This is a genomic window from Mucilaginibacter daejeonensis (genome assembly GCF_020783335.1).
In the GTDB taxonomy this organism is placed as follows: domain Bacteria; phylum Bacteroidota; class Bacteroidia; order Sphingobacteriales; family Sphingobacteriaceae; genus Mucilaginibacter; species Mucilaginibacter daejeonensis.
The window spans coordinates 2,875,731-2,902,395 of sequence record NZ_CP086068.1; the positions used below are offsets into that span (position 1 = coordinate 2,875,731).

Below are 26,665 nucleotides of genomic sequence, written 5' to 3' on the forward strand. Positions count from 1 at the left end.
ACAAATTTATTAAAAAAAAGAAACGGTAATAGAGGATGAAATTAAATTCTGCTTAGATCTGCTGGGCGATCACAAAGCCGCAAGCCCAGGCCCATTGGAAGTTGTATCCGCCCAACCAACCGGTCACGTCCACGCATTCGCCACCAAAATAAAGGCCCGGTATACTTTTAGCCTCTAAGGTCTTTGATGATAATTCGTCAGTATCCACTCCACCGCGCATCACTTCGGCTTTATCGTAACCTTTATCACCTGCCGGCTTCACTTTAAAATCGTGTATCACCTCAGCTATCAGTTCCATGTCGCTTTTGGTGAGCGATGCTATATTCTTTTGAACAGGCAGCATAACACCCAAGGCCTCAGCGAACTTTCGGGTGTATAGCGAGGCTAACAAATTCAACAATGTTTTCCGCGGTTCACTGATGCGCTCAGCGGCGATCAATTCGTTAATATCCTGTCCAGGCAGCATATCCATGCTGAACACCTCGCCTGCTTTCCAGTAGGATGATATCTGCAGAATGGCGGGGCCGCTCAATCCCCAGTGGGTGAAGAGAATATTCTCTTCAAAGCTGATACGGTCGTTGCTTACTCTACAAAATATGCTGTTACCTGATAACCGCTCGTACCACCCTTGATCTTTACCGGTTATGGTAAGCGGAACTAACGCTGGCATAGGCTTCACTACTTTTAAGCCAAGGTTGCGGGCAACCTTTAATCCAAGGTCACTAGCGCCCAATTTTTGTACCGGTAAACCTCCGCTTGCCACCACCAACTTAGGCGTATGTATCATGCTTTGTTTGCCTTTGCGCTCATAAATCACATTGAAACCATGATTTACCTTCTCTACACTGATCACTGTAGTGTTCAGCCAGATCGGCTGTTCCAGATCATAGCAAAGGTTCGTGAATACCTCAACGATATCTTTTGCCTTATTTGTGGTTGGGAATAATTGGCCAAGCGTTTTTTCGTGCCCGGTGATCCCGTAGGTCTCAAAAAAGTTGATCGTATCATCTACCGTCCACTGCGAAAGCGCCGAGCGGCAAAAATGAGGGTTGGCCGATAAGAACTGCTGAGGCCCCGCATACAAGTTAGTGTAGTTACAACGCCCTCCCCCGCTGATCAGGATCTTGGCTCCCGCGCGGTCATTCTTTTCCAGGATCAGGGTACGCTTTCCTAAAAAGCCCGCTTGTACCGCGCACATCAGGCCACAGGCACCCGCGCCGATAATTATGGCATCAAAATTTGTTTGTTTTGTTAGATTTGCACACATGAATGAAGTGTCGCAAATATCGGAATTTGGAAAGATCTTTATCTTCCTGATCACGGGCTTTGTTCTGATCGGTATGACGTTGTTCCTCAATAGGTTGATCGCACCACGTAAACCCAACCCTGAAAAGTTGACCTCTTACGAATGCGGTGAAGAGCCTACAGGAAGCGCGTGGTTACCCTTCAATCCCCGGTTCTATGTCATCGCGCTCATCTTCTTGCTGTTCGATGTAGAGATGGTATTTATTTTTCCTTGGTCTACCGTTTACGCCAATGCCGACCTTATCGCGGCAGACCAGCGCTGGGGCGTATTCACTTTTATTGAGATGCTGGCCTTTGTGGGCATACTGATATTAGGACTGGTTTACGTTTGGCGCAAAGGCGATCTGGAATGGATAAAACCGCACCAGATGATACCACGAACCAATATTCCTATCCCTTTAACGGTCTATGATAAAATAAATCAGGAGCAACAAGCGTTCAAGGTTAAAGCATTTACATCAGACACTGATCCGTTGCCCATAAAGGAAAACACTGAAAAGCCTGCTGCTACAGCAAGCCCCATAAAGCGCCCGATGTTCAAACCCACTTTTAAAAAGCTAGTAGATGAGTCCGGAAATGAGTGAAGAAGGTGGCGTGATCGTGACCAAACTTAATGATCTGCTTAACTGGGCCCGCCTGTCATCAGTATGGCCTATGAGCTTTGGCATCGCCTGCTGCGCTATCGAGATGATGGGGATGTATGCATCCACTTATGATGTGGACCGATTTGGGGTGTTCCCAAGACCATCGGCCCGACAGTCAGATGTGATCATTATCGCGGGTACCGTTACCTTTAAAATGGCCGAACGGATCAAACGCCTTTATGAACAAATGCCTGAGCCCCGTTACGTGATATCCATGGGTTCATGTTCTAACTGTGGCGGCCCGTACTGGCAACACGGTTATCACGTGGTAAAGGGTGTTGACCGCGTGATACCGGTGGACGTGTACGTGCAAGGTTGTCCGCCTCGTCCTGAAGCATTGATAGGCGCTATCTTAGAATTACAAAAGAAGATAGAGACCGAGCAGCTCATTACTATTTGACCGACCGGCCATCGTGCCACTACCTTACCGATCATATGGCACTTATTTACAGATAGGTATGGCCATATATTTTAACGTTTATTTCTCTTAACGTGTAACTTACCGATCGCGGGTACCGTTAAAGAGGGCAAATCCAAGTGATATGAATATACGATACAAAGCTTTTGCGTTAGGCACCGCATTTTTAGGTGCAGTTACGATGATGAGTGTGGGGTGCCGCAGCTATAGCGATGTTGCCGCCCATTACTCTAACAAACACATCAAGGAGAACAATAATCAAGTAACGGCTCAGATACCCGAAGCCAGCGAACTGGGTTATATTTTAATGGCCTTATCAGACATTGGTAACACCGATAACGAAATGATCGATAAAGGCTCGCCTTACTATCAGGAGGTGATGTCCTATTTTGGCCGTTTTAAAGATCATAAAGCGGTAAAGCTGATCAACCGCGACCTGAAACAGGATCCGGCGATCTTTACCCACCTGCGTAACGGACTTTACGCCTACCGTTTTAACGACCGTAACCGTATGGTGCTCAAGACCGACTACCGCATTGACCTGAACCCTATCGACCTGCGCGTGTACACCGGTGCCATTGAAGACTTTATGAAAGACAGCAAATTCCGCAGCTTTTATAAACAGCACGAGGCTTTCTACAACGACATCATCAAGCAAGAAAGCGCTCAACTGACCATGAACGCTGTATCTGCCAACATGACCAAACGCTACCGCACGCCTTTCAACAGCTACCAGGTGATCATGTCGCCGCTAATGAAGGGTTATAACAGCAGCGTAGAGCTCGACGGTCGTGGTTTCAGAGAATGCCTGATCTTTGCGCAAACGGCTAATCAAGTGATGTTATATTCGGCTAATCAAGCCGTTGTACAAAATGCTTACAACGATTAATTGATCCTTATTTCAGTATGATACTTTAGCCCTGGCATTTCTTGCCGGGGCTTTTTTTATTTTAAGCCATGAAAGCCTTATCTATCACAAGCCACATAAATGTCTGCTTCTTCGTTATGATGGCATCCACTAACACGAAACTTCGTTCAGCACAAGTAATAATTACCCAAAAATTGCATTTTTCATCGCTAAAGTATTGACATGCACAGATATATGATTATCTTTATACACCTATTAATTAAACTATGATGACATCCCGCTCTTTTTGCGGCATAGCCGCTTTGTTTTCATGCATCTACGTTACCACGATGGTAAGCAGTTGCAAAACTCAGGACGTATCCTCCCACTACACTTCTAATTACATCAAGAGTAACCAAGGTTCGTTGAACGCCGAGGTTCCGGAGGCATTTGAACTGGGCTATACCATACTGGCCTTGACCAACATGGCTCAAAAGGATACCACGCTGATCGACAAAAGCACACCATACTATAAAGAGGTGATGGCTCGTTTTGGCAAATTTAAAGACCACCGTGCCGTGAAAGTTCTGGACCAAACCCTGAGCAAACATCCGGAAATGTTCAATAACTTCAGGAATGGCCTTTACGCCTTCAAGATGCACGATGGCCGGTTCGTGGTAAAAGAGAACTACCGTATAGATGTGAACCGTTTTGGCTTCACCCGTTTCGAACATCTGTTCCAGGATTTTTATTCGGACACGCATTTCGATAAATTCTTTGCCGAGCATTCTTCGCAGTATGCAGGCATGGTGGCCAAAGCCAACTCGTTCATCAACTATGATGCGGCTCAAAAAATGTTTAAAGACCATAAGAACTACAAACTGATCCTATCGCCATTGATGAAAGGCCATATAGGCACCATGGAGATCAGCAGAGGCCAGTATACAGAACTGGTGATATTCCCGTACATGCATGCTAAAGGTATAGCTTACACCGATCCATCACAAATGATCGCTAAAGCATCAGAATGATCTTTTAAAATATCGTTTCAAAAGGGGTTCAACATCAATTGGATCCCTTTTGTCGTTATTGCGCGTCGGTGACGGCTGTGATCCAACACATAACGGTCATTCGAGCCTTGATCCGCGATGGTCTGGCTGGCCAACGAGGCGGGTAAGAATGTGATTTGAATAAATTGCTTAGGCATTTTCAAAGATTTGCTTTAAAATTGTACCTCTGAATATGAAAGCATTTTATGGCGATCTGAGGCTTGGTATCTTAGGCGGCGGTCAGTTAGGACGCATGCTGATACAACAGGCCATCAATTACAATGTCACGGTCAAGGTGCTTGACCCCGACCGCGAGGCTCCTTGCCGCAAACTTTGCGACGAATTTGTGGTCGGCTCATTGAACGACTATGAGACCGTTTACGCCTTTGGCAAAAAGGTGGACCTGCTCACCATCGAGATCGAGAAGGTGAACGTAGATGCACTGGAGCAATTGGAAAAAGAAGGCGTGATAGTTTATCCGCAACCACGCGTGATCCGCCTCATCCAGGACAAAGGCCTGCAAAAGCAATTCTTCAAGGAGAACGACATTCCAACGGCCGACTTCCAGATCATTGCCTCGCCTAAGTATTTGCAAAATGCTACCATTCCTTTCCCATACATTCAAAAACTCCGTAGAGATGGATACGATGGCAAGGGCGTATACAAAGTGGTTGACGAAAGCTACCTGGAGAACGCTTTCACCGAGCCCAGCCTGATCGAGCGTTGGGTAGATTTTGAGAAAGAGATCGCTGTGATCGTAGCGCGTAATGAAAAAGGCGATATCGAGACCTTCCCTATGGTGGAAATGGAGTTCAATCCTGAAGCTAACCTGGTAGAGTTCCTGATCGCACCTTCAACATTATCGTTCGAGGTACAACAGGAAGCAGCCAATATAGCCAAAAAGATAGCCGAAAGCCTGAAGATTGTGGGATTGCTGGCAGTAGAAATGTTTTTGGATAAAAGTGGTCAGATACTGGTCAATGAGTTAGCTCCACGTCCGCATAATAGCGGCCACCAAACCATCGAAGGTAATGTGGTTTCACAATTTGAGCAGCATTTGCGTGCCATATTCAACCAACCGTTAGGTAATACTGATTGCCTGAATAATGCGATCATGATCAACGTTTTAGGCGAAGCCGGATATGAAGGACCGGCTGTTTACCAAGGCATTGAAAAAGTTTTAAAATGCCCGGGCGTGTACGTTCACCTTTACGGGAAAGCGCTGACCAAGCCATTCCGCAAAATGGGCCACGTGACCATTGTAAATGCTGACAGAGAAAAGGCGATAGAAACAGCGCGTTACGTGCAGAACACTTTAAAAGTGGTCAGTTGATCTGACCGTTAATACATTAAGACCATCATCATGGATCAATATAAAATAGGCATAATCATGGGCAGCAAGTCGGACCTTCCGGTTATGCAGGATGCTGCCGATGTGCTGACAGAATTGGGTGTGGCCTACGAGATCACCGTGGTATCGGCCCACCGCACACCAGACCGCTTGTTCGATTACTCGAAGACCGCTGCGAACCGTGGCCTAAAGGTGATCATAGCAGGTGCGGGTGGTGCTGCTCATTTACCGGGCATGGTGGCTTCTTTGACCCACTTGCCGGTGATCGGTGTTCCCGTTAAGTCGAGCAATTCGATCGATGGTTGGGACTCCATCCTATCTATCTTGCAGATGCCTAACGGTATTCCTGTGGCAACAGTAGCGCTCAACGCAGCTAAAAACGCAGGATTACTTGGCGCTCAGATCCTTTCCACAGCTGACAATGCTTTAGCCGACCGACTGATCGCGTACAAACAAGAACTTGCCGACAAAGTGACCGATTCGGCCACAGCCATGAAAGGCGAAGGCTATCCATCGGGCTATTAGGTCTTAGATCTTCTAATTACTCTTTGAATGTTGAATTGGTCTGAAGTATGACCTCCGGATCAATTCAACATTGGGTTCTCCGGAAAGTTAGCGATGTGGGCATAGCGCTGCCCTAAGTTGATCACCACCTCGCGCCATAAGTTATGCTCATCGCTGCTGAACACCATGTCAGGGTCGAACTTGTTGGCCACTATCCAGGTGTCCCCGGTTATCTCTTCATCTAACTGACCGGGTGTCCAGCCTGAGTAACCGGCAAAAAATCTTATCTCACTCTCGTTGAGCTGGTAGCTGTTCACCAGCTCCTTTACTTGTTCAAAGCTTCCGCCCCAGTAAATGCCGTCCCATATCTCGGCGCCGCCCTCTATCTTGTCCGGACACCGGTGAATAAAGTGTAACGTGTTATTGGCTACCGGTCCGCCTACGTACACGGGGAGTTCTGAGTACGCTACATCAGGCAACACATCACTTAATTTATACTCACTTGGCTGGTTAAGCACATAGCCCAGCGTGCCCTCTTCCGAATGTTCGGCCAATAATATGACCGCCCTCTTAAAGTTAGGGTCGTTCATAAAAGGTTCGGATATGAGTAAGCGTCCTGAGGCTGGTGTAATAGTACTTAACATAGATGTCGGTTTATTACAATAACGATATGCGGTTCATCATGTTTCATTTTTGTATTTGACAGGTAAATGATATGCGCATTTAGTAAGTTTGCAACAATGGATCAAAAAGATATACAGAACCTGAGGCAGGATTACCGGGCCAGCACTTTGTTGGAGAATGCCACCAAGGCCGACCCGATCAAACAATTCGAGGCTTGGTTCAATGAGGCCATTGCGGCCCAGGTGTTGGAGCCCAACGCCATGACGCTGGCCACCGCCACGCCCGATGGCCGCCCGTCGGCCCGTATCGTGCTCTTAAAAGGTTTCGATCATAATGGCTTCAGCTTTTACACCAATTACCTGAGTCGTAAGGGCAAGGAGATCGCGCGTAACCCGCAGGCTACCCTGCTCTTTTTTTGGGGTGAGTTAGAACGCCAGGTACGCATAGAAGGCACCATCGAGAAGCTGAGTAAAGAAGCATCTGAAGAATATTTTCACTCAAGGCCACATGGCAGCCAGTTAGGTGCGCTAGCCTCGCCACAAAGCCAGGAGATAGCCGACCGTGATATACTGGAGAACAAGTACGCCCAATTGACCGCCGAGTATGACGGCAAAGAGATCCCAAAACCGTCATTCTGGGGTGGCTATATACTCAAGCCTCAGCAGATCGAGTTTTGGCAGGGCCGTTCGAGCCGTTTGCATGACCGTATCCTATACAAAAAGGCCGATAAAAAGACCTGGAAAAAAGTACGCTTAGCACCATGATGCTCGACGATATTAAACGATTGCTTACCGAGCGCTTTGGCGCGGATGTGATCACCGGCGAAGAGACCGGCGGCTTGCAACCCGCCCTGCTGATCGCGCCTGAGCGTATCGCTGACGTTTGTTTGGAGTTGCGGGACAATCCCGCCACATACTTTGACTTTTTATCTTGCTTATCGGGCGTGGACTACGGCGTGACCGCCAACCGTTTTGGTGTGGTATATCATTTGGCATCCATACCTTACCGCACGCAACTGACGCTCAAGATCAGCGTTGAGCATGGTCGTGATACGGAAGACCTGCCCTCTTTTCCAACCGTGTCTAACGTTTACCGCACAGCCGAGTGGCACGAACGTGAAGCATATGACCTGGTAGGTATAAATTTTGAAGGCAACCCCGACCTGCGCCGCATCTTGTTGCCCGATGATTGGGAAGGCTTCCCACTAAGAAAGGATTACAAGAATGCAGAGTATTATAAAGGCATCAAGATAGATTGATCCTGATAAATAGCTTAGATAGGCTGACAATGCCTGGAGACCAAGAATGAATACCGCCCTCGAAAGATATCATCAGAAAATAGCAGCCGCCGCAACGCAGGACATGGTGCTGAACATGGGTCCGCAACACCCATCTACGCACGGTGTGTTACGCCTCGAACTCATCACTGATGGCGAGATCGTAAAGGAGGTGATCCCGCACATGGGTTACCTGCACCGCTGTTTCGAGAAGCACGCCGAATCACTTACCTACCAGCAAACCATTCCTTTTACTGATCGCATGGACTATCTGGCCTCTATGAACAACAGCCATGTATGGGTTATGGGGGTCGAACGCATGCTGGGAATCGATAAGGATATTCCGAAACGTGTGGAATATATCCGGGTGCTGGTATGTGAGTTGAACCGTATCGCTTCGCACCTAATCGCCATCGGCACTTATGGTATTGATATTGGCGCGTTCACACCCTTTTTATGGTGTTTCAGGGACCGGGAGCATATTATGGGTATGTTAGAGTGGGCATCGGGCTCACGCATGCTGTATAACTATATTTGGATCGGTGGTTTGTTCTTTGACCTGCCGGTAGGCTTTGAAGAACGCTGCCGCGAGTTTATCGAATACTTTCGGCCCAAACTGGCCGAGCTCAATGAGCTGTTGACCGATAACCAGATCTTCATCAGCCGTACGGCCAATGTGGGTGTGCTACCTTTAGATGTCGCCATTAACTACGGTTGCTCGGGGCCTATGCTACGCGGTTCGGGATTGAAGTGGGACCTGCGCCGGGTGGATAACTATTCGGTGTATCCTGAGCTTGATTTTGACGTTCCAGCAGGCACAGGGGAAATGGGTACCAAAGGCGATTGCTGGGACCGATACAAGGTACGTGTAGATGAGATCGAGCAGTCGGTCAAGATCATTGAGCAGTGCCTTGACCGTTTGCAAAAGGAATTAAGACGTACACCTGATTTTGACCCTCGGGCCAAGCTCCCACGCCGCCTGGCACCAAAAGCTCAGGACTATTACATGCGTGGCGAAGGCTCCAAAGGTGAGTTAGGTTTCTACTTTATCACTGACCCTACCGGCAAGTCAGAGATACCTTTCCGTGTTAAAGCCCGCGGACCAAGCTTCAATAATCTGTCCGTACTTCCCGAAATATCAAAAGGCATCATGATCGCCGACCTGATCGCCATCATTGGCTCGATCGATTTTGTGTTAGGTGAACTTGATCGTTAGATCTTGCCACTTCTTTGACGAAATAATATATCTAAAAGCAAAAAGCCCAATGCTCGTCGCATTGGGCTTTTTGCTTTTTATATGTTGATGACCGGCTTGAGATCTTATCGACTCATAAAGATCATCAATTATATACCTTCACCATGAACACGAAGTTCTGCAGCTTTTTAAATTGCTGGGCCTGATCCAAACCAGACATACCTCCTTTTTCGTTAAGTACGATCTTATTGTCGGTGCTGTCTTTAGAGATACGACGAGCCACCCGGTACAGATAGCGTGATTTAACGGCGTAGGCGGCACCTTCTGTCTGCGTCTCTTTACTACTGATGATACCGATCACGTTACCTTTCTTGTCAAGCAATGGTCCACCACTATTGCCTGGGTTCAATGGCAAGGTCACCTGGTAACGCACGGTATCGCCCATGTGTCCACTTGCCGAACTTACGTAACCACGACCTAACACCACCGAATCTGATGGGTAACCAGCGGTATACACATCCTCACCCACGTCGCTACGTTGCTTGCGAAAGGTGTAAGGGATCTTACCTAAACCACTGAAAGAATTATCATCGATTTTCAAGATGGCGATATCATAGGCAGGCTCGCTGTAAACCAACTTAGCGTGGTAGGCATCGCCGGCAGAATTCTGTACATAAACCGAATCGGCGCCTTTGATCACGTGGTAATTGGTAGCGATGTAGCCGTCAGACGACAACGCAAATCCAGAACCCTGGAACTGGCTCTTGGCCACGATGCGTTTGCTTTTGTTGATGTTATTCAGAATGGCCTTGTTGTTACGTACAGCGCTCTCGGCGGTACGTTTGATGTTGGCCATCTCGGCACGCAACTCCAATACATTAGAGGTTGTCTTGTTAAACGATCCTGAGATATAAAGTGTTGCCAATATGGCGAACACCGCGATCGAAGCGGCCACCGATATTTTAGAATGATGGTTACGCCACATACGCACCACCCAGTTCGGATGAACGGTCAGTTCGTCGGCAAGTGCATGTACATCGATCTCATTGTGAATAGCGTTCAGGCGCTCCTCAAGTTGTACGCGCTGGCCGTATTGTTTGAGCAGGCCAACAAAACGTGCATGCTCGGTCACCCGGCTTTCGATCGCCTGGTTCTCCTGCCTTAAAGCCTCAAAACGCTCCCTCTCCTCTTCGGTCAGTTGGCCGTTAAGGTAGCGTTCGATCAATTCTGTCAGTTGTGTATCACTCATTATTATTCTTGCTGAAAGAACAGCTTTTTAAGCCTTTGCAGGCATTTATACTTTTGGGTCTTGGCGTTATCGGCGTTCGTGTAACCAAAGCGTTCACAAATGTCCTGCATGCTAAGATTATGGATGTAGAAATCCTCGATGATGGTCTTACACGGCTCACCAAGTAATTTTAGCGCTCCTTCCATTTTACTGAACTCCAACTCCCGTTCACTGTGCAGGTCATTCTCCTCCTCTACCGGCAAATGATCTTGAAAATCCTTGATATCGCCACCGTAGCGGCTCATCTGGTTCAGCCGTTTGAGCCAAAGCTTGCGACACACCGAATACAAAAATGTCTTCAGTTTGCTGCTCAACTCAAAATTCCCGCTTTTGACCTTATTATAAAGAACTATGATAGCCTCCTGGTATACATCCTTAGCATCGTCAGCTGTACCGTTGTTATTGATGATCAGCTGTAACACCATCGGGAAGTAAGCCACATATAGCCGTTTAAGTATGCTCTCCGAATCATTTAAGATCCCGAAGATCACCTCGCTATCTGTTGGGGCTGAAGTATTTATCGCTTTACTCACTATTTAATACTCTTAATGCGAAATTGTAACCCATTATTTTAAAAAAAATATGAAAGGCCATCAAAGTGTGGGTTACCTTTTTGCTTTGGCGGGATCAATAATAGATCAAAAATAAAACACTACTATGAAAAATCTGATAAAGATCGCTTTAATGACCGTTGTTATAGCGGGCATGACCTCATGCTACGGTGGCAACCCAAAAGGCAAGACCGATTCTGTAGCCACCACGGGTATAGATACCGGTGCATCTACCACCGTTGACACCTTACCTAAAACGGTAGATACTACAAAAACTGATACCGTTAAACCTTAATATTTGCAGATACGATGAGAACCATTCACACTTATGCCCTTGCCATAGTGGCTGCGGCCGCCATGCTTACTTCATGCAACGGCAACGAAAAGAACAAAGAGACCGATTCATTACACGTTGACTCTTCGGTGAGCGTAAAGACCGATACCACTGTAAAGATCGACACTTCTGCTAAAGACACACTGACCACACCGGACAGCGTTAAGCTGGTAGTGCCTAAAAATGACACCGTTGGAAAGACAGTTACCAAAGAGGTGACCGTTAAGAAAAAGGTGATCAAAAAGGACAACTGATCCACTAATTTCACCGGTGATAAAGTTTTTTGAATTTTTTTTCAAAACGTGGGTTACCTTTTCCATTTACCGGTATTAAAGAGAAACTATTAATCACTTTTTAAAAAGAATTAAAAATGAAAAACGCATTTAAATTTGGCTTTTTAGCTTTAGCTATCTCTGTATCAATGGTTGCTTGCAAAGGTTCTGGTTCTTCTGAATCAGCTGACTCTACTAAAGATTCAACTGCTGTTGATACTACAGTTAAAGTTGATAGCGCTGCTGTTGACACTACTGTTAAAGTTGATAGCGCTGCTGTTGATACTACTAAAAAAATGTAATATCTGCCAAAAGCAAATAAAAAAGGCCTGGGTTTTTACTCAGGCCTTTTTTATTGGTGATCAGCCGCACCCCGCGGCAATGCTTCATAAACAAGAAAGCCTCCCGATCTAAGGAGGCTTTCTTGTTTACGAAGTTATTTAGTTCTACTAAGGTCGGAAGACCGCAGTGGAAAATATACCGTCTTTATTTCTTTTTGGTGGTATCGGTCTTGGCTGTATCAGCAGCAGCGGCTGGAGCAGCGGCAGTAGTAGCAGCAGGAGCGCTCATGGTCATGCGTGCACTTGGTTTACCTTTTGGCATAGTAGCACCACCCGAACCGGTGTAATCCAACAATGTGGCTCCGCCTGTGCTGGTCACTGTTTTAGAGGTATCCAGGTTCGATACTTCATAAGTGTTGGTTTTGGCCGAATCTGGGGCGTTGTGGGTAGCGTTACCGGTATGGCAGGCCTGAAGCATTGCAGCGCCGCCGGCAAGCATCATAACTAAAATTGCTTTTTTCATTAATACGCTTGTTGATGATGTTTTGAGCCGCAAATACTGCGGTTCTATATTTGGTGCCAATATACGAATAACGCTTATTTAGTAAGGTAGCTAAATAAAAAAGTTGGCAAGGTGTTATAAAGACCATGCCGTTCTACTCTCTCGAGCGAACGGCATGGGTAGATCGTATTTGGTCGACGTTTAGGATACCGAAGCGCGCTCCGCATCACGCAGAGCTTTCACCTTATCGTGAGCAGCTTTCAGGATCACGTCCTGCTCGGTCAGCATATCGATCAGGTAGGCTGGTAAATGGTCGCCTTCCGTAGCTGAGCGATAAGCTTTTTGAGTGGCGTCCTCACCGAACTCGCACTCTTCCAGCACGCTTTTTTTATCGTGACCGGTAAAGAAGGTCTTCACGCTGATCCAGGTACGGTGAATGTCGCCGCTTGATGAAGTGGTGTTCTCGATATCCTTAGCATACGTTTGGATCTCGGTTCCCAATGCTAATTTGCATTTGTGGCTATCGCCAATAAATTTGGTGAACAGCTCTTTCAATTCAGGATCCTCAACCTCGGTGGTCGCTTTTTCGTATCCGGCTATGCGGTCGTTGTGGATCTTGATCAGATCGTTCAAGATCTCCACTGTTTTTTCGGTATTTTCCATAGTATGTAGTTTTGAATAGTTGTTAGATAAACACGGCTTACAAAGGCTTTGTTTAGCCGTTGTTGCCTCTTCCTCTAAACAATGATATGATCCAGATGATCACTGCGATCACTACCACCACCGCGATCACACCCACTACTGCACCGGCTTTGAATATGCCTGTTATAACATCGCAGCTGCTCAAGCTCATTACCAGGGCGAGCAGCACTAATACGTTCAATTTTTTCATGATATCGTGTTTTAATAAGTAGATGTTGAGTAAATAACAGTTAAGCGTCAATTGTTTTATATCATGATGCATTACTTACCAAAAAAAGCCCTTTGTTCATTACAACAAAGGGCTTTTTGAACATTACGACCGCTCGTTATTTCTTCAAAGCATTTTTCAGCTGATCAGCAGCATAGGTCATGGCCTCTTTAGCACCGGGTACCAACGCACCCATACCAAAGAATTCGTGGGTCACCCCGTTATACACCTTGTGATCTACTGTAACGCCTGCAGCTTTCAACTTAGACGTCAGCATCTCACCATCACTGGCCAGTGGATCTAACTGAGCGTTGATGATAGTGAATGGCGGCAAACCAGCCAAATTAGCGCCCACCAAGTTGATGCGTGGATCTTTAGCCTCGCTCATGTTGTTGGTGTACTGCTGCGCGAACCACATCATCATTGGTTTATTAAGCGGCTTGGCATCTTTGTATTTGTTATATGATGTGCTGTTCATATCAGCGCTGGCGATCGGGTAAACGCTTAACACGTGCAACGGGGCCTGTATCTTTTTGTCGCGTGCCATGATGGCCATGTTGGCGGCCAGGTTACCACCGGCACTTTCACCGGCAACAGCTATCCTTTTAGGGTCGCCTTGAATTGATGAAGCATTTTTAACTACCCATTGATAGGCCTCGAAAGAGTCGTTATGCGCGATCGGGAACTTGTGCTCAGGCGCTAAACGGTAAGCTACCGACACCACCACGGCCTGCACCTGATCAGCAAGCGCTTTTGCCGATGCATCGTACACATCGATGTTAGCGATCACATAACCACCGCCATGATAATAAACGATCACCGGAAGTGGCTCTGAAGCGCCTGAAGGAATGTATATCCGAGCGTGTATATTTCCACCGCCCGATACCGGTATCTCCTTACCAACGGTATCTACCTTCATCTGCGGCATCGGAATGTTGTGTTGCTTCATCAGGTCCATCACTGCATCAGTAGGTGTGTGGTTCTTGCGTGCTTCCACCGCGGTAAGTTGGGGGATCGGCTTGTCATTGTAGCTGGCCAGTTTTTCCAGAACCGCCTGCATCTGCGGCTCTATCTCAGGTGCCCACATCGGCTTCGGTCCTTTTGGTTTAACGCTGTCGGGAGTACCCGCGCCTGTTTTCACCAAAGTATCAGTGGTCTTGGTGGTGGTCGAGGTGCTATCAGTTGTGGTAGTACTTCCAGATGGGTTGCTACACGCCGTAAATGCCGACACAGCTGCTATAGCTAACAAGGACATGCCTTGTTTTATCGGGTTGGTGGTCAAGTTTTTCATAGGTATGTTAGATATTTATACTTATGTAACCATTTATGATGATCATTGTTGGTCATTGAAAAAATATCTAACTCTAACTCGATAATTTACTTACTCCTTAAAGAAGTACTTACAATATATTCGATTTTAAATGATCGATGTGCCCTTTGATACCTTTACTTTTTCGTCCACCTAAAAGCTGCATCACGGCCGATGAAAGCAGACCGCCTACCAAATAATAAGCTACTGATAATATTTTGGTCTCATTGGTCCGGTTACTGTGCTTGGGATCTAGGCCCATGGGTTCAGGTAACGCCACGGCGCCTATACCGGCAAGCGAACCTAATACAGCGCCTTTAAGCAAGGTCTTCTCTGCCCCTATTCCAGCCGCAGCATAGTAAATGGTATTACTTAAGATATCTCCGGCCATGGTCAGCTTGTAAAGTGTGGCCTCATCCGGTTTCTCTACATTGAACTTATCTAAGATCTTCGTTAATGATTCCATGCCCAACAGATCCATGCGCGGGGCTTGTTTATCATACTTTTTAACGATCTGGTGTATGACGGTTACGGCACAGGCACCTGCTAAACCTCCAACCAATGCATGTGTAGTTTTCATGATATCTTTTATTAACTAAAGGTTCATACCAGCGATTTTGTTCATACACCCATCTATTTTTCTATACTTGCAACGCATTGACCCATTTATACAGCATATGTCCATTCTTTCGCTACAGCACGTTACCATCAAACATCTTCAACATCAGTTGCTAACCGACATTGATCTTAATGTAAAAGATAAGCAACATTGGCTGTTGGTAGGTCCAAGTGGGTCGGGGAAGACGGTACTGTTGAACGCCATGGCCGGGACCCTTAGGCCCAACCTTGGCAATGTGGAATACGACGATAACGTCAAAAAGCATATTTCGCTGGTCACCTCGAAACACCATTTTAAGGATGTGACCAATACCAGTACTAACATATACTATCAGCAACGGTACAACTCGAGCGACCCTGATCAAACAGCCACCGCAGGTGAATATTTGCAACAAAAAGCTGCCAGGCACTTCGGTTACTGGACCACTGATTTGGTTACCGAACTGTTGAACTTGCGGCCGTTGTTGCACAAAGAACTGATCAAGCTATCGAACGGTGAGACCAAACGTTTACGACTGGCACACGCCCTGCTCGATCAGCCGAAATTGTTGCTGCTCGATGACCCATTGTCAGGTCTTGATCACGACACCCAGCAAAACTTTGATCATATCCTGCAAGCGATAATTGATCAGGGAACCACGGTGATCATGTCGGGCAGTGGTTTCGAGATACCTTCCCCCATCACCCACCTGGCCCTATTAGACAAGGGCTCCATCAGCAAGACCATGCCTGCCAGCGAATACGACCCTAATGCTGAGCTACCACCGATGAAGATCGAACGAGAGCGTATCGAGTCACTGGTTCACGATAGGCAGCTTGGCAAGTATGAGCACATTGTCAAGATGACCAATGTGAACATCCGTTACGGCGATAACCAGATACTGGATCAGGTGAATTGGATCATCACTCCCGGCGACCGTTGGGCCTTGTTCGGTCATAACGGCGCAGGTAAATCTACCTTGTTAAGTTTGATCAACGGCGATAACCCGCAGGCCTATGCTAACGACATCGTATTATTCGACAAGAAGCGCGGCAGCGGCGAAAGCATATGGGATATCAAAAAGAAGATAGGCTTTCTTTCACCCGAGCTTTATCAATATTTCCCTAACGACCAGTCGGGCTTACAAGTAATAGAGTCGGGATTTTATGATACTCAGGGACTGTTCCGACCAAGCAGCCCGGCAAAGGCTAACATCGCCAAGGAATGGATGAAGGCCTTACAGATAGACCAATATGCTCGCACGCTTCTTAAGCATATGCCGGCCAGCGTACAGCGATCATGTCTACTGGCCAGGGCGCTCATCAAGGTACCCGACCTGCTCATTCTCGACGAACCCTGCCAGGGCCTCGACAAGCAGCAGCGTATCCACTTTAACCAGGTGATAGATGTGATCGCGGCCAGCACTCCGCTTACTATGATCTATGTTACACACTATGCCAACGAGCTACCATGTTGTGTTGACAAGGTGTTAAAGCTGGTCAAAGGCAAAGTAGTGAGCAGCTAACATCAGCACAACATCATATTAGCTGAGGGATTGGGTTTTTGCTGTATACAGGTTATCTTTGTGCATGAATACTGCCGATCTGTTACAGCGCGCACTCCGGTTCGACTTTTTGAGCCATGAAGAGGGCGTTCACCTATACCACCACGCGACCACGCCTGAATTGATGTACGTTGCCAACGAGCTGCGCAAGATCCAGGTGCCCCACGGTAAGGTGACCTGGCAGATAGACCGTAACGTAAATACCACTAACGTTTGCATTGCCAATTGTAAGTTCTGCAATTTCTTTCGTCGCCCAGGTCACGAGGATAGCTACATTACCGATATTGAGACCTACAAAAGAAAGATCGAAGAGACCTTCCGTTACGGCGGCGACCAGCTTTTACTGCAAGGCGGCCACCACCCTGATCTGGGCCTTGCCTTTTACGTTGACCTATTCAAACAACTTAAAGAACTCTACCCTAACCTCAAACTGCACTCATTAGGTCCACCCGAGATCGCTCACGTGTCAAAACTGGAAGGCATGAGCCACATCGATGTGCTTAGTGCCATGAAAGAGGCTGGCCTGGACTCCCTGCCAGGAGCGGGTGCCGAGATCCTAAATGATCGCGTTCGCCGCCTGATATCAAAAGGCAAGTGCGGTGGCAAGGAATGGCTGGACGTGATGCGTGCTGCACATAAGATCAACTTGCCTACTTCGGCTACTATGATGTTCGGCCACGTGGAGACCATTGAAGAGCGTTTTGAACACCTAGTTTGGATCCGTGAAGTGCAGTCAGAAAAACCTGAAGGAAATTACGGCTTCACTGCCTTTATTCCATGGCCATTCCAAGATGATGGCACACTACTGCGTAAAGTGCGTGGTATCACCAACAACGTCACAGGCGATGAGTATTTGCGCATGATCGCTTTGAGCCGTATCATGTTGCCTAACGTGAAGAACATTCAGGCCTCATGGCTTACCGTAGGTAAACAGGTAGCACAACTTTGTTTACATGCCGGCGCTAACGATTTTGGATCGATCATGATCGAGGAGAACGTCGTTTCCGCAGCGGGCGCACCGCACCGCTTTACCGCACAAGGCATCCAGAATTCCATCCTCGAAGCAGGTTTTGAACCGCAGCTACGCGACCAGCGTTACAACTGGCGCGAGATGCCTGAACAATTGGAAGAACAGGTGATCAATTATTGATCCATCTACATAAACAAAAAGCGGCGATACCATCAGGCATCGCCGCTTTTTTATTATATTGAACTTCGATTAGCGTAAGAAGTTAACAAGGATATTGTTCACCACGTCAGCGCTGGTCAATGGTTCGTCAAATGCTTCTGAAGCAGCTTTCGCACTACCGAATGACGTTAAATTAACACCAGCTTGTGAGGTTTGGTTATCATTAGCGTATATCGGGTTAGTTGCAGCAGTAGCAGCTGATGATACGGTGATCGCACTTGCAGTAGTACCGTCGCCAGTAATCCATGGGCGGAAGTCGGCAGTTACTGAGCTTGATGCACGCAGGGTACGTAAACGACGCAGGTAAGCGGCGTGACGAGCCTCAACTGAGTGAATGTTCAAAGCAGCGGTCAGTACCACTTGGTTACCTTTCAGGAAACCTGCCTGGCCTTTGTATGCACGTACGCCGGTATCCTCAAATGCCTGAGCGGTTGCCAGGAAGATCGGATAGCTGCTGAATACAGTAGCGAACGGGCCGTTACCAGCACCTTTAGCACCCGAAAAGTCGAAGCTTGCTGATACGGTACCGGTAGTGATCGCGTTGGTAGAGCGGGCTTTGTTAGCTGCTGATACGTTCGCGTCGGTCAGTACCGATTTGATGAAGTTAACGTGGTTGTTCTCATCGGCCTGGATCAATTTGATCGCATCAAGGTCACCTGATGGGATACCGATCTCACCGGCACGAGCTACCGCAGTGTTATAAAAACAAGCTTCGGTCAGCTCAGCGGTCAATGCAAAGTTCAACACATCATTTACCGAAGGGTTGGCTGATTGACCGTAGGCTTTCTTGAACAAGGTACTAAATGCGAATGGCAAGGCGGCAACCGCTACTTTTGAACCAAAGCTGGTGATGTTCTTGATGGCCGAACGGCGCGGGCTTACCCTGTCTGCAAATTCTGGATCTGCCGCCTGTATATCTGATATTAAATTAAGTAAATTCATGACTGTAAATTCTTATTTATTGAGGTTATCGGATCAGGCGCCTAAAGCTGGTGAAGCTAACGGCAGACCGCTAATGAACTGGTTGGCTTGCGCCAGAACTTGTTTAGGGGTTTGTGATTTTTCCAAACCTGTAGACATGTCAAGGATGGTACTATCGGCAAGGTTTTGACCTAACAAGTTGCGGATCAACGCAGCATGACGGGCCTCAACCGATACGATCTTACCGGCCAACACTAAATAATCGGTGGTTTGGATCATGTAACCCACGCCATTGTAGGCAGCTACACCAAGGTCCTCAAAAGTTTTTGCAGCACCCAGAACCGAAGCACGATCAGCGAAGTTGATCTTCGAGAAGTTAGGGGTTAGGCCCGGGATAGCGTTACCGGCCAAAGCTGCTTTAAAGAATTCACGGTGGATCACTTCGTGATCACGGATGTCGGTCAACAGGTTACGCTCTTCGGTAGTGATGCCTGAGTAAGGTGAGCTTAATACCTGTACGTAGAACGCTGCCTCTAACTGCTCAAGAGCATAAGCATAGTTCAATACGGCAATGTCACCGGTACCAAGATCAACGGATGTTGGATCGTTGGCAGTAACGTAAGGATCATGACAGGCTGCAGTTGCTAAAACACCTGCGGCAACAGCTCCTGCACCGGCAAACTTCAAGAACGAACGTCTGTGCATACCTTTGCCAGCAAGAACTTCATCTTGTGTTGTTGTTTTCATAAGTAAATCAGTTAATAAAAAGTTTATTAGATCGTTAATACTACAATGTACGGAACTTTAAGTTTCGTGGTTTTCGCAAAATCTTTACATTTCGTTTACTTTTGTAAAATGACTGGTTTAGAACAGGATATCGAGGCATTGATCTTCGCTTCCGAACACGGTATCAGGCCCGAAGAGATCATGTATTGTTTACAGGCCGCTCACGGTATCGAAATGAACGATGACGACGTAACGCAAGCTATCGCCAACATTCAAAAACGATATTCAGACGCTTCTTTAGCCATAGAGTGTGTCAGAATCAACAGTGGCTACCAGTTCCTCACCAAAAAGGCACATCACCAGGTGATCGCCCAGTTGCAAATGCAGCGCTCGAAAAAGAAATTGAGCCAGGCGGCTTTGGAGACCCTGGCCATCATTGCCTATAAGCAGCCCGTCACCAAAGTTGATATAGAACAGATACGTGGCGTGAATTGCGATTACTCTATACAAAAACTACTGGAAAAGGAACTGATCGTGATCGCCGGCAAGGCCGAAACGGTAGGCAAACCGCTACTATACGCTACAAGCCATCTTTTTGCCGACCACATGGGTATCAACAGCATCAACGACCTCCCGGCCCTGGCCGAACTGAGCAGCCCGGCAAATAGCATTGGAAATGAGCAGGAATAATTTTTTTGCGCACTTTTACTGCAAGTGATCTTTTATTATTTTTGAGGTACGAACTAACGATGACAACCTTGATGGGCCAGTCCTATCATCAGAACAAAGTATCAAACCAAAAAATTCTCCCATGCAAACGCCTAAAAAAACTGCCAGCGCAAGCACTTCCCCTAAGGGCGGATCATTAAAGGACTCGGCCGATGATCCGGCTGAGCGGAAGCGTTTTAATGACGATGACGACTTTGACGATCTTGACGACGAAACTTTAGAAGACCTGGACTACGACAATGCCAGCCGCTTCGATGATGATGACGACGACGACGATTATTAAGATCATCATGATAAAATATTGAATTACAGCATCGCGGACCGTGTACTGCGATGCTTTTTTATTTAGCTACCTTCCACATCGCCCATGACCATTACTCAAGTAACCGATAAACGCACCCAAAACGCCTTTTTAGATACGGCCCGGTATATCTACCGTGATGACCCGAACTGGATATGCCCGCTCGACAACGATATTGAGGCGGTTTTCGACTCGTCCAAAAACCCGTTCTTTGCGTTCGGTAAGGCCGTGCGGTGGATACTGACCGATGATGCAGGCCGGCCGTTAGGTCGTGTAGCTGCCTTTGTGAACGAGAAGAAGGCCTATAATTACGAGCAACCTACCGGTGGCTTGGGCTTTTTTGAGTGCGTAGATGATCAAAAGGCTGCCTTCTTATTATTCGATACCGCCAAGGCTTGGTTGCAGCAGCAGGGCATGCAGGCCATGGATGGCCCGATCAATTTTGGTGAGAACGATATGTTTTGGGGTTTACTGATCGATGGTTTTGTGCCGCAGTCATACGGTATGAACTATAACCCACCGTATTATAAAAAGTTCTTTGATGATTATGGCTTCATTACTCAGTACGAGCAGATCACCAACCACATTGATGCGCATAAGCCTTTTCCTGAGCGTTTTACCAAGATAGCTAATTGGGTGTCGCAAAAGCCGGGCTACCGTTTTGAGCACCTCCGTAAAGGCGAGATCGACCGGTTCGCGGCCGATTTTATGGAGATCTACAACGATGCCTGGAGAGATTTTGAGAACTTCGTCCCTATCAAGCGGGAGACCATCTTAGAGACCTTTCGTAAGATGAAGATGATCATGGATGAGAACCTGATCTGGTTTTCGTACGTGGATAATGAGCCAGCGGCATTTGTAGTGGTACTGCCCGATGCCAACCAAATGATCAAAACCCTTAACGGCAAACTCACGCTGATCAACAAACTTAAATTCTTGTACTACCGCTGGAAAGGCGTTAACCGCATGAGGGCCGTGGTAATGGGTACCAAGACCAAGTTCCAAAAGCACGGGCTTGAATCGGCAATGTTCATTAAATTAAAAGAGTATGTGCTTTCGCTTAAACAGTACGATGAGATGGAACTCTCGTGGGTTGGCGATTTTAACGAGAAGATGATCGCCCTGCATGAGGCGATGGGTGGCGTGTTCGGCAAGAAGCATGCGACCATGCGCTACATCTTTAGGTAGCCTGTCTACCACTTGAAGTACTGACAATGATCTGCCATTTTCGTAAAAAGAAGGCTGATCAGATGCTCATCGCGGCTTTGGAACACAAATACTCGGTTATTTGAGTGTTACATTTTGGCCTAAATGCGTTACAAAAGGTGTTACATTCTCACATTTTGTTGTTTTTTTTGAAAAAGTTGGTTTTTTATGAAATTCGTAACGACCAAAAGTGGGGAAATTTGAGGAATTCTGTTACATCAATGTAACACCATCTCAATACACTAAGTAGATACTCAGCATGGAAATTAACGGCTTACTTAACGCCATCATCGAGAGATGAAATGAGCAAGTGACCACAACATGTGATATCTTATGCTTATAGCACGATCAAGGTTGCTTAAGAAGAAAAAATAGTAAAATTAAAGCCGGTAAATATTAAATACTTACCGGCTTTTGTATGCTTAGGCTGTTGCCTTGCTTTGGCGTAATTCTTCGAACAGCTCTATTACCTTTTTCTGCAGATCGATCACCTCGGTCTCGCGGTCCATCAGCTTCTTGTTCACGTTCTCCAACTCGTTAACGTACTTTTGCTCGTACTCAGCGTCGTTGAAGGTCAGCAACTGAACTACCGACATCTCAAACAAATTAGCTATTTGCTCCAGTCGGGACAGGTTGATGTCTGTGATACCGGTCTCGATCTTCGAGAATGCCGGAATAGAGATATCAAGTCTTTTGGCTACATCTTCCTGGCTCCAACCCTTTTGGTGCCTCAATAGTCTAATTTTTTTGCCCAGTGTTTTCATCTTTTAATTTAAGGATAGGGGTTTCTCAATAGTTAATAAAGTTACAATAATATTTGAATATATGAATTATCTTTTATTTATTTTAATAAACCATTAGATAACCCATTTAGGTCGATACCACCAAAGTTGCCAGAGCTCATCAAAAGCAGGTTCTTGCTTGTCAGATCCTGGCTTAAAATGTAGCTCTTCAATGCATCAGGATCATTAAAGAACAGCAAGTCATCTCGGTCAAAAGCGCTCTTGACCACCGATTCGTCATAAGGCTCCATCTTTTTTTGTACAAAGGTTTGCGCATCAATGAAAACTACGGCCGTATCAGCCTCGTCCATACAACCTGCATATTCGCTCAAAAAATCCTTGTTCAAGCTGCTGAAGGTATGCAGCTCCATACATGCCAGCAATCCGCGATGCGGGAACTGCGACTTTACGGCCTGTATAGTGGCCCTCAGTTTAGATGGCGAATGCGCGAAGTCCTTATAAATATTGGTCACCTCGTTCTTGCCCAGCAGCTCTAAACGGCGTGCCGCACCCTTAAAGGTGAGCATGCTATTGTAGTAATCGGCAGCGCTGATGCCCAACTCACCGCAAATGCTGCGAGCTGCTTCGAGGTTAAGCAGGTTATGCTCGCCAAACACCTGTAGCGGATATTTATTATCCTCGTAAACGACCGACGTGATACCATTGACCACCTCATACTCGGGTAGTTGATAGGCGGTCTTGGTCACCGGTGAATTATTCGCTTCGATCAGCTTGTTCAGCACCTCATCGTTACCGGCATAGAAAACGCTTCCACCGGGCTCGATGGTGCGGATGAATATCTCGAACTGTTCGGTATAATCTTCAAAAGTTGGGAACACGTTGATGTGATCCCAGGCTATACCGCTGATCACCGCAAGGTTGGCCTTATACAAATGGAATTTAGGGCGGCGGTCTATGGGCGATGACAGGTATTCGTCTCCTTCGATCACGATCAGCGGAGCATCGCTCAACTGTACCATGGTATCAAAGCCCTCCAATTGTGCGCCTACCAGGTAATCAAAAGTTTTGCCGGCCGCTTGTAAGGCATGCAGTACCATAGAGGTAATGGTCGTCTTACCGTGGCTCCCTCCTATCACTACACGCAGTTTGTCTTTCGACTGTTCGTAAACGTATTCAGGGTATGAATAGATCTTGAGACCCAGCTCCTGCGCTTTAAGCAGTTCAGGGTTATCTATACGGGCGTGCATACCCAGTATCACAGCGTCAATGTCGGTGGTCAGCTTTTCAGGGTACCAACCGGTACTTTCAGGTAATATGCCGTGTTTAGCCAAACGTGAGATGGATGGCTCAAATAACACATCATCAGAACCGGTGACTTGAAAACCTTTTTTACTTAACGCAATAGCCAGGTTGTGCATAGCGCTACCACCGATGGCTATAAAATGTACCCTCATGTAAAGCTTAAAGAAAATAGAAGTGTTGCACAAATAAAAGCAAAAAGCCGCAAGTGTTCAAATAAACTTGTTATTAAAAATGCATATAAACAAGTTAATTTTATATGCGGCCATATTAACCTTTAGCAGAATTATAATTCGTTTGTCATACCGCATAAAAACTTAGTTTTTGGCCGAACACTACTTATCTTTGTACTGTAATAAACAACATTACAGAATGAGCGGAAGGTTCCAGATAGCGGTGCATATACTTACCTTGCTTTATGCAGCGCAGGGCGAGCTATTATCATCGGAATACATGGCCGGAAGTGTGAACGTGAACCCGGCATTGATCCGTAAAGAACTGAGTGCATTGATCAAAGCCGGGCTGGTGGCCAGTAAAGAGGGAAAGAACGGCGGTTACTATTTAGGTAAGCCTGCCCACCAGATCACCATGGCGCAGGTGTATGATGCGGTGGATCCAAAAGCCATTTTAGGCCAGGCACGTAACATGCCCAACCCGGCCTGTACTATCGGTAAACAGATCAATGGGTATTTTAAGGTGATGGATGATGAGGTACAGCAAGCGGTTCGGGACAGGTTGAACACCCAAACGCTCGATACCTTCTACAAACGTTTTGAATAGATATTTTTTTAAATTAAACTGTAACATTAATAATTACAATTATGAAAGTAGCGATCATAGGTGCCACTGGTTTTGTAGGCCCCAAAGTAGTTAACGAAGCATTGAGCCGCGGCCATGAGGTAACCGCATTCTCACGCGACCCTTCAAAGCTTGATGTAGAACCTGAGCATTTGATCAAACAATCGGTAGATGTGTACGACACGGATATACTGGCTCAGTTGCTGGTAGGCTTTGATGCCGTGATCAGTACCTTTAATGCTGGGTGGACCAACCCTAACCTGTACGATGACTTTTTAAAAGGTTCGCGCTCTATTCAGGAAGCTGCTAAAAAGGCCGGTGTAAAACGTTTCATCACCGTGGGTGGCGCCGGCAGTTTATACATCCATGGACAGCAATTGGTCGATTCGCCGCAGTTCCCGGCCGATTGGAAGGCAGGCGCCACCGCCGCCCGCGACTACCTGACCGAATTACGTAACGAACAGGAATTGGACTGGACCTTTGTAAGCCCGGCCATCAACCTGCACCCCGGCACCCGCACAGGGGTATTCCGCCTGGGCACTGAGGAACCGGTGTTTAATGCTGAAGGCAAAAGCGATATTTCAGCAGAGGACCTTGCCGTAGCCCTGATCGATGAGTTGGAGAAAGGCCAGTTCATTAAGCAGAGGTTCACTTTGGGATATTAAAGGTTCTCTACGGTCATGTCGAACTTGTTTCAGCTTCTCAAGGATAGGTTGAGATTATGCAAGTGGATCGCTTTGCATGAGGGATGCTGAAACGAGTGCAGCATGACATAGGTGATCAACACACTCGCCCACTTGTCATCCTGAGCGAGAGCGAAAGATCCTATACAAGCGATATATAGACCATGAACTGGTCCAGCGGATAGGATGCTTCAGTACATTCAGCATGACATGGTTTATTTATCTTACAACCAACCCTCCCGTCATGCCGAACTTGTTTCGGCACCTCACGGATAGGTAGAGACCTTGCAAGGTGTACACTTTGCGTGAGGGATGTTGAAACGAGTTCAGCATGACTGTTGAGGCGGCTAAGCCATAAAAAAGGAGCGGCAAGTTGCCGCTCCTTTTTTATGCTTTAATGAATTTTGCTGCCGTCCAATGACCGGGGCTGGCCTTGTGAGTAACATATTCAAGGCCCTGGCTTTGGGCTTCGGCCTTAATGATGGCCAGGTCGGGGCTTTCATAAAAACCGCTAACGTATAACTCACCGGCAGGTTTAAGCACCTCGGCATAGCGCTGCATCTGATCGACCAAAATATTGCGGTTGATGTTGGCCAGGATGATATCGAACTCTTCATCAGGTATCTCCTCTTTAGAACCGCAGATGATATGCACGCCTTTGACATGGTTGAGCGCCGTGTTCTCAAAAGTACTTTTGTAACACAGCATATCATAGTCGATCGCTGTCACGTCAGCTGCACCTAACTTGGCAGCCAAGATGGCCAGAATGCCTGTTCCGCAACCCATGTCAAGTACCTTTTTGCCGCTCATCTCGTTCTCCAGCATCAGCTGCATCACCAAACAAGTGGTATCATGATGGCCGGTACCAAAGGCCATTTTAGGATCGATGATGATCTCGTGCGGATATGATGAGTCGGCCTCATGAAAAGTGGCCCTCACACGCACCTTGCCATCCACCTCTATCGGCTGGAAGTTGCTTTCCCACAGCTCGTTCCAATTCTTTTGCGGGATCAGATTCACCTCGTAGGTGTAATTTACCATATCGCTATAGAACTCCAAACGTTCATCCACGGCCGAGCGGTCGTAGTCGTCGGTCTTGACATAGGCTTTAAAGCCGTTCTCGGTCTCCTCAAAAGTATCGAACCCAAGGGTCGACAGTTCATCGATCAACAGGTCCTGATGATGCGGCTCGGCATCATGCAGCGAAAATATCAGCTCGTAATAGTTCATGTTATGATCGTTCACGGG

The 26,665-nt window shown here is 46.9% G+C and carries 33 protein-coding genes; 19 read left to right on the forward strand and 14 right to left on the reverse strand.

Annotated features, from left to right (window positions below; translation table 11 throughout):
• Positions 1-52: 52 nt before the first annotated feature.
• Positions 53-1,267, reverse strand: coding sequence for a BaiN/RdsA family NAD(P)/FAD-dependent oxidoreductase (locus LLH06_RS12075; RefSeq protein ID WP_228169544.1), 1,215 nt, complete (start codon positions 1,265-1,267; stop codon positions 53-55).
• On the opposite strand from LLH06_RS12075, the gene LLH06_RS12080 reads away from it, so the two are divergent.
• The 6 genes from LLH06_RS12080 (at position 1,266) to purE (ending at position 6,139) form a co-directional block, all read left to right on the forward strand.
• A complete protein-coding gene (locus LLH06_RS12080; RefSeq protein WP_228169545.1) occupies positions 1,266-1,889 on the forward strand; it encodes an NADH-quinone oxidoreductase subunit A in 624 nt (207 codons plus the stop codon). The two genes, LLH06_RS12075 and LLH06_RS12080, sit on opposite strands and share 2 nt — an antisense overlap.
• Positions 1,870-2,349: an NADH-quinone oxidoreductase subunit B gene (locus LLH06_RS12085; RefSeq protein WP_317206675.1), complete on the forward strand. Its 480-nt coding sequence runs from the start codon at positions 1,870-1,872 to the stop codon at positions 2,347-2,349. The genes LLH06_RS12080 and LLH06_RS12085 overlap by 20 nt, the downstream gene beginning before the upstream one ends.
• Positions 2,350-2,491: 142 nt before the next feature.
• Positions 2,492-3,256: a DUF4932 domain-containing protein gene (locus tag LLH06_RS12090; RefSeq protein ID WP_228169546.1), complete on the forward strand. Its 765-nt coding sequence runs from the start codon at positions 2,492-2,494 to the stop codon at positions 3,254-3,256.
• 245 nt (positions 3,257-3,501) lie between these two features.
• Positions 3,502-4,245, forward strand: coding sequence for a DUF4932 domain-containing protein (locus LLH06_RS12095; RefSeq protein WP_228169547.1), 744 nt, complete (start codon positions 3,502-3,504; stop codon positions 4,243-4,245).
• 211 nt (positions 4,246-4,456) lie between these two features.
• Positions 4,457-5,596, forward strand: a complete 1,140-nt coding sequence (locus tag LLH06_RS12100) for a 5-(carboxyamino)imidazole ribonucleotide synthase (RefSeq protein ID WP_228169548.1) — start codon at positions 4,457-4,459, stop codon at positions 5,594-5,596.
• A gap of 30 nt (positions 5,597-5,626) precedes the next feature.
• Complete coding sequence (gene purE / locus LLH06_RS12105) at positions 5,627-6,139, forward strand: 5-(carboxyamino)imidazole ribonucleotide mutase (RefSeq protein WP_228169549.1); 513 nt, start codon at positions 5,627-5,629, stop codon at positions 6,137-6,139.
• Between the two features lie 59 nt (positions 6,140-6,198).
• On the opposite strand, the gene LLH06_RS12110 is transcribed toward purE, so the two are convergent.
• A complete protein-coding gene (locus tag LLH06_RS12110) occupies positions 6,199-6,762 on the reverse strand; it encodes a YqgE/AlgH family protein (RefSeq protein WP_228169550.1) in 564 nt (187 codons plus the stop codon).
• A 96-nt stretch (positions 6,763-6,858) separates the two neighbouring features.
• On the opposite strand from LLH06_RS12110, the gene pdxH reads away from it, so the two are divergent.
• The 3 genes from pdxH to LLH06_RS12125 are packed head-to-tail and all read left to right on the forward strand — an operon-like array spanning position 6,859 to position 9,234.
• Positions 6,859-7,506 carry a pyridoxamine 5'-phosphate oxidase gene (pdxH, locus tag LLH06_RS12115; RefSeq protein WP_228169551.1) on the forward strand — a complete coding sequence of 216 codons (648 nt, stop codon included), beginning with the start codon at positions 6,859-6,861 and terminating at the stop codon, positions 7,504-7,506.
• Positions 7,503-8,000, forward strand: a complete 498-nt coding sequence (locus LLH06_RS12120) for an NADH-quinone oxidoreductase subunit C (protein ID WP_228169552.1) — start codon at positions 7,503-7,505, stop codon at positions 7,998-8,000. Before pdxH ends, LLH06_RS12120 begins: the two co-directional genes overlap by 4 nt.
• Positions 8,001-8,046: 46 nt before the next feature.
• Complete coding sequence (locus LLH06_RS12125; protein WP_228169553.1) at positions 8,047-9,234, forward strand: NADH-quinone oxidoreductase subunit D; 1,188 nt, start codon at positions 8,047-8,049, stop codon at positions 9,232-9,234.
• Positions 9,235-9,358: 124 nt separating this feature from the next.
• Here LLH06_RS12125 and LLH06_RS12130 read toward each other — a convergent pair whose 3' ends face one another.
• Both LLH06_RS12130 and LLH06_RS12135 read right to left on the reverse strand, forming a co-directional pair.
• Entirely contained in the window at positions 9,359-10,462 is a 1,104-nt protein-coding gene (locus tag LLH06_RS12130) for a S1 family peptidase (RefSeq protein ID WP_228169554.1), read from the reverse strand.
• A gap of 2 nt (positions 10,463-10,464) precedes the next feature.
• Positions 10,465-11,034, reverse strand: a complete 570-nt coding sequence (locus tag LLH06_RS12135) for an RNA polymerase sigma factor (RefSeq protein ID WP_228169555.1) — start codon at positions 11,032-11,034, stop codon at positions 10,465-10,467.
• Positions 11,035-11,158: 124 nt separating this feature from the next.
• On the opposite strand from LLH06_RS12135, the gene LLH06_RS12140 reads away from it, so the two are divergent.
• The 3 genes from LLH06_RS12140 (at position 11,159) to LLH06_RS12150 (ending at position 11,960) form a co-directional block, all read left to right on the forward strand.
• Complete coding sequence (locus LLH06_RS12140) at positions 11,159-11,347, forward strand: hypothetical protein (protein ID WP_228169556.1); 189 nt, start codon at positions 11,159-11,161, stop codon at positions 11,345-11,347.
• Positions 11,348-11,361: 14 nt separating this feature from the next.
• On the forward strand, positions 11,362-11,640 hold the full coding sequence (locus LLH06_RS12145; RefSeq protein WP_228169557.1) for a hypothetical protein: 279 nt from the start codon (positions 11,362-11,364) through the stop codon (positions 11,638-11,640).
• Between the two features lie 116 nt (positions 11,641-11,756).
• Entirely contained in the window at positions 11,757-11,960 is a 204-nt protein-coding gene (locus LLH06_RS12150; RefSeq protein ID WP_228169558.1) for a hypothetical protein, read from the forward strand.
• Positions 11,961-12,144: 184 nt separating this feature from the next.
• Here the strand turns inward: LLH06_RS12150 and LLH06_RS12155 are convergent, their stop codons facing one another.
• From LLH06_RS12155 to LLH06_RS12175, 5 genes are all read right to left on the reverse strand, one after another.
• Positions 12,145-12,462 carry a hypothetical protein gene (locus tag LLH06_RS12155; RefSeq protein WP_228169559.1) on the reverse strand — a complete coding sequence of 106 codons (318 nt, stop codon included), beginning with the start codon at positions 12,460-12,462 and terminating at the stop codon, positions 12,145-12,147.
• A gap of 180 nt (positions 12,463-12,642) precedes the next feature.
• Positions 12,643-13,104: a PA2169 family four-helix-bundle protein gene (locus LLH06_RS12160; protein ID WP_228169560.1), complete on the reverse strand. Its 462-nt coding sequence runs from the start codon at positions 13,102-13,104 to the stop codon at positions 12,643-12,645.
• A gap of 52 nt (positions 13,105-13,156) precedes the next feature.
• On the reverse strand, positions 13,157-13,333 hold the full coding sequence (locus tag LLH06_RS12165; protein ID WP_228169561.1) for a phosphatidate cytidylyltransferase: 177 nt from the start codon (positions 13,331-13,333) through the stop codon (positions 13,157-13,159).
• A 136-nt stretch (positions 13,334-13,469) separates the two neighbouring features.
• The gene (locus LLH06_RS12170; RefSeq protein WP_228169562.1) at positions 13,470-14,642 is read right to left on the reverse strand and encodes an alpha/beta hydrolase; all 1,173 of its coding nucleotides are present in this window, start codon (positions 14,640-14,642) and stop codon (positions 13,470-13,472) included.
• A gap of 109 nt (positions 14,643-14,751) precedes the next feature.
• Entirely contained in the window at positions 14,752-15,240 is a 489-nt protein-coding gene (locus LLH06_RS12175; RefSeq protein WP_228169563.1) for a hypothetical protein, read from the reverse strand.
• Positions 15,241-15,337: 97 nt separating this feature from the next.
• On the opposite strand from LLH06_RS12175, the gene LLH06_RS12180 reads away from it, so the two are divergent.
• Positions 15,338-16,783, forward strand: coding sequence for an ATP-binding cassette domain-containing protein (locus tag LLH06_RS12180; RefSeq protein WP_228169564.1), 1,446 nt, complete (start codon positions 15,338-15,340; stop codon positions 16,781-16,783).
• Positions 16,784-16,847: 64 nt separating this feature from the next.
• A complete protein-coding gene (locus LLH06_RS12185; RefSeq protein ID WP_228169565.1) occupies positions 16,848-17,972 on the forward strand; it encodes a CofH family radical SAM protein in 1,125 nt (374 codons plus the stop codon).
• 69 nt (positions 17,973-18,041) lie between these two features.
• Here LLH06_RS12185 and LLH06_RS12190 read toward each other — a convergent pair whose 3' ends face one another.
• Entirely contained in the window at positions 18,042-18,953 is a 912-nt protein-coding gene (locus tag LLH06_RS12190) for a ferritin-like domain-containing protein (RefSeq protein ID WP_228169566.1), read from the reverse strand.
• 33 nt (positions 18,954-18,986) lie between these two features.
• On the reverse strand, positions 18,987-19,679 hold the full coding sequence (locus LLH06_RS12195) for a ferritin-like domain-containing protein (protein ID WP_228169567.1): 693 nt from the start codon (positions 19,677-19,679) through the stop codon (positions 18,987-18,989).
• A gap of 108 nt (positions 19,680-19,787) precedes the next feature.
• On the opposite strand from LLH06_RS12195, the gene scpB reads away from it, so the two are divergent.
• From scpB to LLH06_RS12210, 3 genes are all read left to right on the forward strand, one after another.
• Entirely contained in the window at positions 19,788-20,348 is a 561-nt protein-coding gene (gene scpB / locus LLH06_RS12200; RefSeq protein WP_228169568.1) for an SMC-Scp complex subunit ScpB, read from the forward strand.
• 121 nt (positions 20,349-20,469) lie between these two features.
• The gene (locus tag LLH06_RS12205; RefSeq protein ID WP_228169569.1) at positions 20,470-20,670 is read left to right on the forward strand and encodes a hypothetical protein; all 201 of its coding nucleotides are present in this window, start codon (positions 20,470-20,472) and stop codon (positions 20,668-20,670) included.
• Positions 20,671-20,754: 84 nt separating this feature from the next.
• Positions 20,755-21,876 carry a GNAT family N-acetyltransferase gene (locus tag LLH06_RS12210; protein WP_228169570.1) on the forward strand — a complete coding sequence of 374 codons (1,122 nt, stop codon included), beginning with the start codon at positions 20,755-20,757 and terminating at the stop codon, positions 21,874-21,876.
• A gap of 440 nt (positions 21,877-22,316) precedes the next feature.
• Here LLH06_RS12210 and LLH06_RS12215 read toward each other — a convergent pair whose 3' ends face one another.
• Both LLH06_RS12215 and LLH06_RS12220 read right to left on the reverse strand, forming a co-directional pair.
• Positions 22,317-22,658 (reverse strand): helix-turn-helix domain-containing protein, encoded by a 342-nt coding sequence (locus tag LLH06_RS12215; RefSeq protein ID WP_158826323.1) that lies wholly within the window; start codon positions 22,656-22,658, stop codon positions 22,317-22,319.
• A 77-nt stretch (positions 22,659-22,735) separates the two neighbouring features.
• Positions 22,736-24,091: a UDP-N-acetylmuramate--L-alanine ligase gene (locus LLH06_RS12220; protein ID WP_228169571.1), complete on the reverse strand. Its 1,356-nt coding sequence runs from the start codon at positions 24,089-24,091 to the stop codon at positions 22,736-22,738.
• 217 nt (positions 24,092-24,308) lie between these two features.
• On the opposite strand from LLH06_RS12220, the gene LLH06_RS12225 reads away from it, so the two are divergent.
• Both LLH06_RS12225 and LLH06_RS12230 read left to right on the forward strand, forming a co-directional pair.
• The gene (locus tag LLH06_RS12225) at positions 24,309-24,716 is read left to right on the forward strand and encodes an RrF2 family transcriptional regulator (RefSeq protein ID WP_228169572.1); all 408 of its coding nucleotides are present in this window, start codon (positions 24,309-24,311) and stop codon (positions 24,714-24,716) included.
• 41 nt (positions 24,717-24,757) lie between these two features.
• Entirely contained in the window at positions 24,758-25,399 is a 642-nt protein-coding gene (locus LLH06_RS12230; RefSeq protein WP_228169573.1) for an NAD(P)-dependent oxidoreductase, read from the forward strand.
• Between the two features lie 405 nt (positions 25,400-25,804).
• On the opposite strand, the gene prmA is transcribed toward LLH06_RS12230, so the two are convergent.
• Positions 25,805-26,662, reverse strand: a complete 858-nt coding sequence (gene prmA, locus LLH06_RS12235) for a 50S ribosomal protein L11 methyltransferase (RefSeq protein WP_317206677.1) — start codon at positions 26,660-26,662, stop codon at positions 25,805-25,807.
• Between the last annotated feature and the right edge of the window lie 3 nt (positions 26,663-26,665).

Bases quoted from the DNA above. Each gene is read 5' to 3' on its own strand.
- LLH06_RS12080 (WP_228169545.1), top strand. From the start codon at position 1,266: ATGAATGAAGTGTCGCAAATATCGGAATTTGGAAAGATCTTTATCTTC.
- LLH06_RS12075 (WP_228169544.1), bottom strand. From the start codon at position 1,267: ATGTGTGCAAATCTAACAAAACAAACAAATTTTGATGCCATAATTATC.
- LLH06_RS12085 (WP_317206675.1), top strand. From the start codon at position 1,870: ATGAGTCCGGAAATGAGTGAAGAAGGTGGCGTGATCGTGACCAAACTT.
- LLH06_RS12090 (WP_228169546.1), top strand. From the start codon at position 2,492: ATGAATATACGATACAAAGCTTTTGCGTTAGGCACCGCATTTTTAGGT.
- LLH06_RS12095 (WP_228169547.1), top strand. From the start codon at position 3,502: ATGATGACATCCCGCTCTTTTTGCGGCATAGCCGCTTTGTTTTCATGC.
- LLH06_RS12100 (WP_228169548.1), top strand. From the start codon at position 4,457: ATGAAAGCATTTTATGGCGATCTGAGGCTTGGTATCTTAGGCGGCGGT.
- purE (WP_228169549.1), top strand. From the start codon at position 5,627: ATGGATCAATATAAAATAGGCATAATCATGGGCAGCAAGTCGGACCTT.
- LLH06_RS12110 (WP_228169550.1), bottom strand. From the start codon at position 6,762: ATGTTAAGTACTATTACACCAGCCTCAGGACGCTTACTCATATCCGAA.
- pdxH (WP_228169551.1), top strand. From the start codon at position 6,859: ATGGATCAAAAAGATATACAGAACCTGAGGCAGGATTACCGGGCCAGC.
- LLH06_RS12120 (WP_228169552.1), top strand. From the start codon at position 7,503: ATGATGCTCGACGATATTAAACGATTGCTTACCGAGCGCTTTGGCGCG.
- LLH06_RS12125 (WP_228169553.1), top strand. From the start codon at position 8,047: ATGAATACCGCCCTCGAAAGATATCATCAGAAAATAGCAGCCGCCGCA.
- LLH06_RS12130 (WP_228169554.1), bottom strand. From the start codon at position 10,462: ATGAGTGATACACAACTGACAGAATTGATCGAACGCTACCTTAACGGC.
- LLH06_RS12140 (WP_228169556.1), top strand. From the start codon at position 11,159: ATGAAAAATCTGATAAAGATCGCTTTAATGACCGTTGTTATAGCGGGC.
- LLH06_RS12145 (WP_228169557.1), top strand. From the start codon at position 11,362: ATGAGAACCATTCACACTTATGCCCTTGCCATAGTGGCTGCGGCCGCC.
- LLH06_RS12150 (WP_228169558.1), top strand. From the start codon at position 11,757: ATGAAAAACGCATTTAAATTTGGCTTTTTAGCTTTAGCTATCTCTGTA.
- LLH06_RS12155 (WP_228169559.1), bottom strand. From the start codon at position 12,462: ATGAAAAAAGCAATTTTAGTTATGATGCTTGCCGGCGGCGCTGCAATG.
- LLH06_RS12160 (WP_228169560.1), bottom strand. From the start codon at position 13,104: ATGGAAAATACCGAAAAAACAGTGGAGATCTTGAACGATCTGATCAAG.
- LLH06_RS12165 (WP_228169561.1), bottom strand. From the start codon at position 13,333: ATGAAAAAATTGAACGTATTAGTGCTGCTCGCCCTGGTAATGAGCTTG.
- LLH06_RS12170 (WP_228169562.1), bottom strand. From the start codon at position 14,642: ATGAAAAACTTGACCACCAACCCGATAAAACAAGGCATGTCCTTGTTA.
- LLH06_RS12175 (WP_228169563.1), bottom strand. From the start codon at position 15,240: ATGAAAACTACACATGCATTGGTTGGAGGTTTAGCAGGTGCCTGTGCC.
- LLH06_RS12180 (WP_228169564.1), top strand. From the start codon at position 15,338: ATGTCCATTCTTTCGCTACAGCACGTTACCATCAAACATCTTCAACAT.
- LLH06_RS12185 (WP_228169565.1), top strand. From the start codon at position 16,848: ATGAATACTGCCGATCTGTTACAGCGCGCACTCCGGTTCGACTTTTTG.
- LLH06_RS12190 (WP_228169566.1), bottom strand. From the start codon at position 18,953: ATGAATTTACTTAATTTAATATCAGATATACAGGCGGCAGATCCAGAA.
- LLH06_RS12195 (WP_228169567.1), bottom strand. From the start codon at position 19,679: ATGAAAACAACAACACAAGATGAAGTTCTTGCTGGCAAAGGTATGCAC.
- scpB (WP_228169568.1), top strand. From the start codon at position 19,788: ATGACTGGTTTAGAACAGGATATCGAGGCATTGATCTTCGCTTCCGAA.
- LLH06_RS12205 (WP_228169569.1), top strand. From the start codon at position 20,470: ATGCAAACGCCTAAAAAAACTGCCAGCGCAAGCACTTCCCCTAAGGGC.
- LLH06_RS12210 (WP_228169570.1), top strand. From the start codon at position 20,755: ATGACCATTACTCAAGTAACCGATAAACGCACCCAAAACGCCTTTTTA.
- LLH06_RS12215 (WP_158826323.1), bottom strand. From the start codon at position 22,658: ATGAAAACACTGGGCAAAAAAATTAGACTATTGAGGCACCAAAAGGGT.
- LLH06_RS12220 (WP_228169571.1), bottom strand. From the start codon at position 24,091: ATGAGGGTACATTTTATAGCCATCGGTGGTAGCGCTATGCACAACCTG.
- LLH06_RS12225 (WP_228169572.1), top strand. From the start codon at position 24,309: ATGAGCGGAAGGTTCCAGATAGCGGTGCATATACTTACCTTGCTTTAT.
- LLH06_RS12230 (WP_228169573.1), top strand. From the start codon at position 24,758: ATGAAAGTAGCGATCATAGGTGCCACTGGTTTTGTAGGCCCCAAAGTA.